Genomic DNA, 6,587 nt, shown 5'->3' with positions numbered 1-6,587 from the left:
TAGAGTATCGCTCTCACGAATCGAGTTTTTAACGACCTGCGCCAGCTGAATTAACACTTGATCACCTACTTCATGCCCGAAGGTGTCATTAATCCGTTTGAAATAATCAATATCAAACATCAGTACAGAGAATGGCTGCTGGTCGCGATAATAACGGCTGATTTCGCTATTCAGTATTTCAAGCATTCTGCGGCGATTGGCGATGGATGTGAGTTGATCGGTATGGGACAGTGTGTTTAATAATTGGTTTTTTTCGTTCAGCTCAATATTCTTCTGTACCAATGCCTTCTCGGTTAGTTTTTCGATCGCGGTTGAGATCATTCCTATTTCATTATTCGGAAAACGATAGTGAGTGTCATCCTTTCCTTCAGTGATCTCCTGAACGCGCTTATGTAGCTTGATTAAAGGCGTGATCAAATAACGGCTTAACCCTAAGCTCAATAACCATGTCGTCATTAAAGAAGCCAAAATAACAAAGACGAGACTTGATGCAATGGTTCTAATGATGGGGTCGCGGATATCGGCTATATCAACTTCAGTCACCACAATCCAGCCTAGCTCATCAATACGATGATAGTGGGCTAACCTTTGTTTGTCTCCGTCACGATAGTTGAGTTTGCCTGTGCTCAATTCAGAGGAAGAGATTTGTGTAGAGATGGCTTGATGAACACTCTCAGGTAGCGCTGCATCTGCATGAATCAGTATCATTCCTTGTTGATCCAATACGAAATTGTAAATGGTTGGATAACGCGTATCTTGGGTTGCTAATGCTTTTATGATTGCGTCCATGCTGGCATCAATCGAGATCACGCCAAGCACCTGTTGTTGGCCATCTGTGAATGCCTTACTAAAGGAAACCATCCATTCTTTTGATTTGATTTCTTGGTAAGGTAAACCATCCGAGATACGAGGATAGGTTTTTAGCGCGGCTTGATACCAAGGTCTGATTGTTGAATCAAAATCATTGGGTGGTGTGTAATTATTGATCAGTAAAGAGCCATCCGCATATCCAGCAAAAATAAAATTGATATTGGGAATCGTATTTTGCAGTACCTGAAAAAGCTGCAGAATCTGCTCCTGAGTTTCAGGCTCACCATGGTGAAGATGATTCAATCCTGAACGAGTGCTGCTTGAATACTCCAGTGCTTGACGAAGTGGCGCTACATACCCCTGAATTTGGGTCGCAATAAAACGGTTTTTGTTACGTAACACCGATTCTGCGTTTTCAATGCCTTGCTTGTAAAGAATCGCCGCTACACTAATACTAATCAGTACAATAGCGATCAGCGCCACACTGGTGGTGATGACGAATATTTGTCTCTCTAATGTTGAGAGGGGCTTAATATGAAATCTCATACGGGAGGATCTCGTACCTATTAAGAACATTTAGTATTAAGATACACAATAGTCCCTTATGAGTAGTAAAAAACGCATGATCGCTCAAAAATTAAGCTTAGCAGAATAATGTGTTTAGGTAAGTATCAAGTTGTTAAGCTCAGAAAGTTTAAGTGGTTTATTAAAATAGTACCCTTGAAAGAATGCGCAACCAAACTCAATCAACCGATCTAATTGCTCTGAGGTTTCAACACCCTCCGCAATCACTTCTAGCCCAAAGTTTCTACTTAAGTCGATAATGGCTTTCACCATAATCGCATCGGACTCATCTGTCATTATATCTCTAACGAAGGATCTATCGATCTTTATTTCATCAACAGGTAATCGTTTAAGATAGCTCAATGAAGAATACCCTGTACCAAAATCATCAAGCGAAATTTTAAACCCATACTCCTTTATTTTCAGAAGCTTATTAATTAAATCGGACACGTTCTGGAGTAAACAACTCTCTGTAATTTCCAGTTTTAATTGACGAGAATTGATCTTATATGCGCTTACAGCTGCCAGTAGCTTATCGGAAAAATCGGCTTGCGCTAATTGCTTAGCGCTGATGTTCACACTGACCACCAGATTTTCAAAGGCAGGATCCTGTTGCCATTGCGCTAATTGAGCACATGCTTGCTCAATAACCCAATCACCCAAAGGAATGATTAAGCCTGTTTCTTCGGCAACAGGAATAAAATCGATGGGTGATAAATAATGCTCCACACCGGCTAGATCTTTCCCTTTTTGCCAGCGAATCAAGGCCTCTACCCCTATCACCTGATGATCTTTGTTGTATTGAGGCTGATAGAAAAGCTCAAACTCATTGTTTTTTATCGCGTGAGTAAACGCTTGTAACATTTTTTGACTTTGCATCAAGTCTTCTTGCATACGAGGGTCAAATACCACTGTTCTGTTTCGGCCGTCTGTTTTGGCTCGATACAATGCAAGATCCGCCAGTTTGAGTAGATCATCTACCTCGTAGTGATCCTCCCCGTTAAATAGGGTAATCCCAATACTTACTGTTATTTGATATTCAATTCGTGTGAGATGCTGTGTGGATAGTTTGTTTAAGTTAAGCGGGATGCTTTCAGAAAAACAGGCATGTAGTTTTTCAGACCAGAGTATCGCCTGTTGATAAGCAACTGACTGATTGAAGTCTAGTTCATTAATGATCAACACAAATTCATCGCCACCAAACCTGGCAACAGTATGTTGATCGCCTACTAGGGTTTGTAGACGCTTAGACACCTCGATTAACAACTGATCACCCAGGTTATGACCATGTGTGTCGTTAAGCATTTTAAAATTATCTAAGTCAAGAAAGAGTAAAGCGGAGGTCGTTTGAGTTTTGTGATTATAGTGTATCGCAAGCTCTATGTGCTCTTGTAATAACCGTCGGTTCGGAAGTTCGGTCAGCGGATCATAGAAAGCTAGTTTTTCAATTTGCGCTTGGTCAAGTTTTTGTTGGGTAATATCTTGAATGGCACCTATCATTCGTGTGGGTCTGCCTTCTGTATCCCTTTGAACGATTTCCCCCCTATCAAATACCCAGATAAGCGAACCGTTGACATGTTGTAGTCTAAAAACGACTCTATACGGTTTATTGTTTTCAATACACTCTGTCAGACATTGCATCACCGTATGGCGATCCTCGGGATGAATGCAATTCTTGAAGTCTTCAAAGGCGCATCTATCTTCGTTAAGTCCGGTCAACTGATACCAGAAAGTGTTGTGATAGACTTCATTTGTCACTAGGTTCCAATCCCAAACACCTTCTTTTGTGGTTTCCAGCACATAGTTAAGACGTTTTTCGTTGTACTCAGCATTGATTTTCAAACGAGTAATATCGGTAACGTCTTTAGCAATGACCAGAATATTGAGCTCGTTTAAGGGATTTATAAACGGAATTTTATGCGACACAAAGTGCCTTACTTCACCCGTGTTGGCATCTGTGGAATCCTCATACACCAATTCAGGTTTAAAGGCTTTCATGATGCGCTGCACGTTTTCCAGAAAAAATTGGCCTTGTTCAAGATTCCCGGTAAAGTCCTCGTCGGCAAATCCGATCATTTTTTCAGGGGTAGTACCGTAAAGATTGGCGACAGCTTGATTTGCAAAAACGAATTTGCCTTGCCAGTTTTTAACAATGATAGGATCCGTATTAGAGTGAAGAAGAAACTCCAAAAAGGAAATCTTGTTGGCATCTGACATGCGTTTCATAAGCAATCTCTAATGACAATTCAAACAGCATTCTATTTCATCCAATCTGTTTAACCAACAGGTTATACCTAAAATTCTTCCGTTATTTCCGATTTTTGATTGAGTAATGGCCAGCTAGAGTTCGAAGAAAAAATACGCACACCATGCGTTAGCGGCATGAGTCCATCCTTGGAGCTCATGCTATTTGGCATTAATCACTGCCAAACAGATCTCGCGTGTACACCTTGTCAGTCACGTCACTTAACTCATCTGAAGGCCGGTTCGCGATAATGACATCGCTCAGGGCTTTAAACTCTTGCAAATCCTTAATGACGCGCGAGTTGTAAAAATCCTCCTGCTCCAGCACGGGCTCATACACGACCACCTCAATCCCTTTCGCTTTGATGCGTTTCATGATGCCTTGAATGGCAGAAGCTCGGAAGTTATCGGAGCCCGCTTTCATCACCAAGCGATAAACACCGACCACCTTGGGATTTTTGTTGATCACTGACTGAGCAATAAAATCCTTACGGGTTGAATTGGATTGAACAATCGCATTGATCAAGTTACTAGGCACGTTGGCATAGTTGGCCAACAATTGTTTGGTATCTTTGGGTAAACAATAGCCGCCGTATCCAAAAGAAGGGTTGTTGTAATGCGAGCCGATGCGGGGGTCCAGACCGACACCTTCGATAATTTGGCGGGTATCCAAACCATGCGTTTCGGCGTAGGAATCCAACTCATTAAAATAGGCCACACGCATCGCCAGATAGGTGTTGGCAAAGAGTTTAATGGCCTCGGCTTCGGTGGAGTCGGTGAAAAGTACCGGAACATCCGTCTTGATAGCGCCCTCAGTTAACAAGCCAGCAAACATTTCGCCACGCTCTGAACGCTCACCGACAATAATACGAGAAGGATAGAGGTTATCGTAGAGTGCACGGCCTTCACGCAAAAACTCGGGTGAAAATATCACATTGTCAGTGTTGAATTTCTGGCGCAGACTCGTTGTAAAGCCCACGGGTACCGTCGACTTAATGACCATAACGGCATTTGGATTGATTGCCAACACATCACTGACGACGGCCTCTACGCTGCGGGTATTGAAGTAATTGGTTTGAGGGTCGTAATCGGTGGGTGTGGCGATGATGACAAAATCAGCACCGGTATACGCGTCTTGCTTATCCAAGGTGGCTCGAAAATTTAAGGTTTTGTACGCCAGAAAATCTTCAATCTCGGCATCTTCGATGGGGGATTGGCGTTGATTCAGTTGCTGGACCTTTTCGGGAATTATGTCCAGTGCAACCACTTGATGGTGTTGAGCGAGCAGCATGGCGTTAGAAAGACCGACATAACCGGTACCTGCGATGGCAATTTTCATCATGATATACGTTCCTTGATTAATCCTAAAACCTGTTCGACGAGCACAGCAGAGCGTTCATCCGAGTCTGTTTCAACATAACAGCGTAACTCCGGTGCATTTCCTGATGGACGAAGATGAACGATATCATGGTTCGCAAGTGTCATGCGCACACCATCAGTCGTGTCGATTGTTTGAATGCGAGCGGATAGCTGTAACGCATCATATGCCAAATCAGGGTTTGCCTTCCACTCTTGGAGTAAAGCAAGGCTTTTATCCGTGGGCACTTGCGTGATGCGATCACTGGCCGTGTAGCGTTGTGGCAATTCTTGAACAAGTTTGGAGATAGAAGTTCCCGACTCGCGTGCCGAACTGAACAGCGCCAAGGCAGGAAGCAGCGCGTCCCGAGTGGGAAGTGCATCCAGCAAAAAGCCGCCATTGGCCTCAAATCCTGCAACTCGGCTGTGACGTTCACTCAATTGTTGCATAGCTTCAATCACATAAGGAGAGCCGATACGTGTCCGCACCACCTCAGCAAAGGTAGAAGAGGTTTCAATCGCGGTGTTGCAACTCACGGGGACGGCTAAGGCCTCTATCTGTAAATAACGAGCACAGATTAAGCCTAATAGATCGCCACGTAACCATTGGCCCGTTTCATCAGCCACTAAAGGTCTGTCGCCATCGCCATCGGTCGAAAGAATGGCATCAAACCCATGGGCCTGTGACCAGGCTTTACCGCGTGCGATGTCGTCTGCTGATACGGCTTCGGTATCAATGGGAACAAAGGTATGGCTGCGTCCTAAGGAGACCACCTCTGCACCTAACTGACGGAGGAGGGTTGTGGTAATGTCACGACCTGCAGCGGAGTGTTCATACACCCCGATTTTCCAACCCTTTAAAACATTATCCGGAAAGCGTGCGCGAAGGTATTGCAGATAGGTGTTAACGGCGGCATTTGAGGCCTGGGGACATTCGGGAGTGAATGCCGGCAGGGCAAGGTTTGCTGTTAATATCAGTTGCTCATCGGCTTTGGTTATTTCGCCATCGGGGCGATAAAATTTAAGACCATTGCGATCAAAGGGAATATGGCTACCCGTAATCATGATCGCAGGGTAGGACTGTTGCATGGCGTGTAATGCCAAGGCTGGCGTCGGGAGTACACCATAATAATCGACAGCCACTCCCAAGGCCTTTGCTGCCCCTGCACAGGCGGCGGCCATGGCTTGGGAGCTAGGGCGCAGATCAATGCCAAGGGCTAATCGCTTAACTACATGCCCTTGCTGCTTCAAAGCGGTTAAAAAATTCACCGTGAAGGCTGCACACACCTCATCAGTAAAATGTTCAACTAATCCACGTGCGCCGCTGGTGCCGAAGTTGATTTGAGAGTGTTCTAGGATTTGAGCAGTGTGTTGGGTTGTCATAAAAATTCCGTTATTTAACAAACCTTGGGAGTGGCAAGTTCTGATAGTATACCGCTCTGCCTAATCCTCCCACTAGATTATTGCACAGCCTTCCATGCGGAAAATTCAGATTTATCTGCAAGATGTTCCCCAGTGTGACATTCGGTTGGGTTTCATCACGCATTTCAAATCGCCACACAGCTTGTTGCCGTTCGGCGTCTGATCCAATATAGATTTATTCCTCGTCAATC

The 6,587-nt window shown here is 44.3% G+C and carries 4 protein-coding genes; all 4 read right to left on the bottom strand.

What is annotated here, in order from left to right:
- The coding region (locus D791_RS18360) for a sensor domain-containing diguanylate cyclase (RefSeq protein ID WP_036514895.1) at positions 1-1,356 on the bottom strand (1,356 nt) is incomplete at its 3' end.
- Positions 1,357-1,470: 114 nt separating this feature from the next.
- Positions 1,471-3,600, bottom strand: a complete 2,130-nt coding sequence (locus D791_RS18355) for a sensor domain-containing protein (RefSeq protein WP_051514690.1) — start codon at positions 3,598-3,600, stop codon at positions 1,471-1,473.
- Between the two features lie 190 nt (positions 3,601-3,790).
- A complete protein-coding gene (locus D791_RS18350) occupies positions 3,791-4,957 on the bottom strand; it encodes a nucleotide sugar dehydrogenase (RefSeq protein WP_036514898.1) in 1,167 nt (388 codons plus the stop codon).
- Positions 4,957-6,357: a phosphomannomutase gene (locus D791_RS18345; RefSeq protein ID WP_036514892.1), complete on the bottom strand. Its 1,401-nt coding sequence runs from the start codon at positions 6,355-6,357 to the stop codon at positions 4,957-4,959. Before D791_RS18345 ends, D791_RS18350 begins: the two co-directional genes overlap by 1 nt.
- Between the last annotated feature and the right edge of the window lie 230 nt (positions 6,358-6,587).

The organism is Nitrincola nitratireducens, from assembly GCF_000585235.1.
GTDB lineage: Bacteria > Pseudomonadota > Gammaproteobacteria > Pseudomonadales > Balneatricaceae > Nitrincola > Nitrincola alkalisediminis.
This window is presented reverse-complemented; position numbering and strand designations above follow the sequence as displayed.

Excerpts from the sequence above, each read along its gene's own strand:
- D791_RS18355 (WP_051514690.1), bottom strand. The coding sequence starts at position 3,600 with ATGAAACGCATGTCAGATGCCAACAAGATTTCCTTTTTGGAGTTTCTT.
- D791_RS18350 (WP_036514898.1), bottom strand. The coding sequence starts at position 4,957 with ATGAAAATTGCCATCGCAGGTACCGGTTATGTCGGTCTTTCTAACGCC.
- D791_RS18345 (WP_036514892.1), bottom strand. The coding sequence starts at position 6,357 with ATGACAACCCAACACACTGCTCAAATCCTAGAACACTCTCAAATCAAC.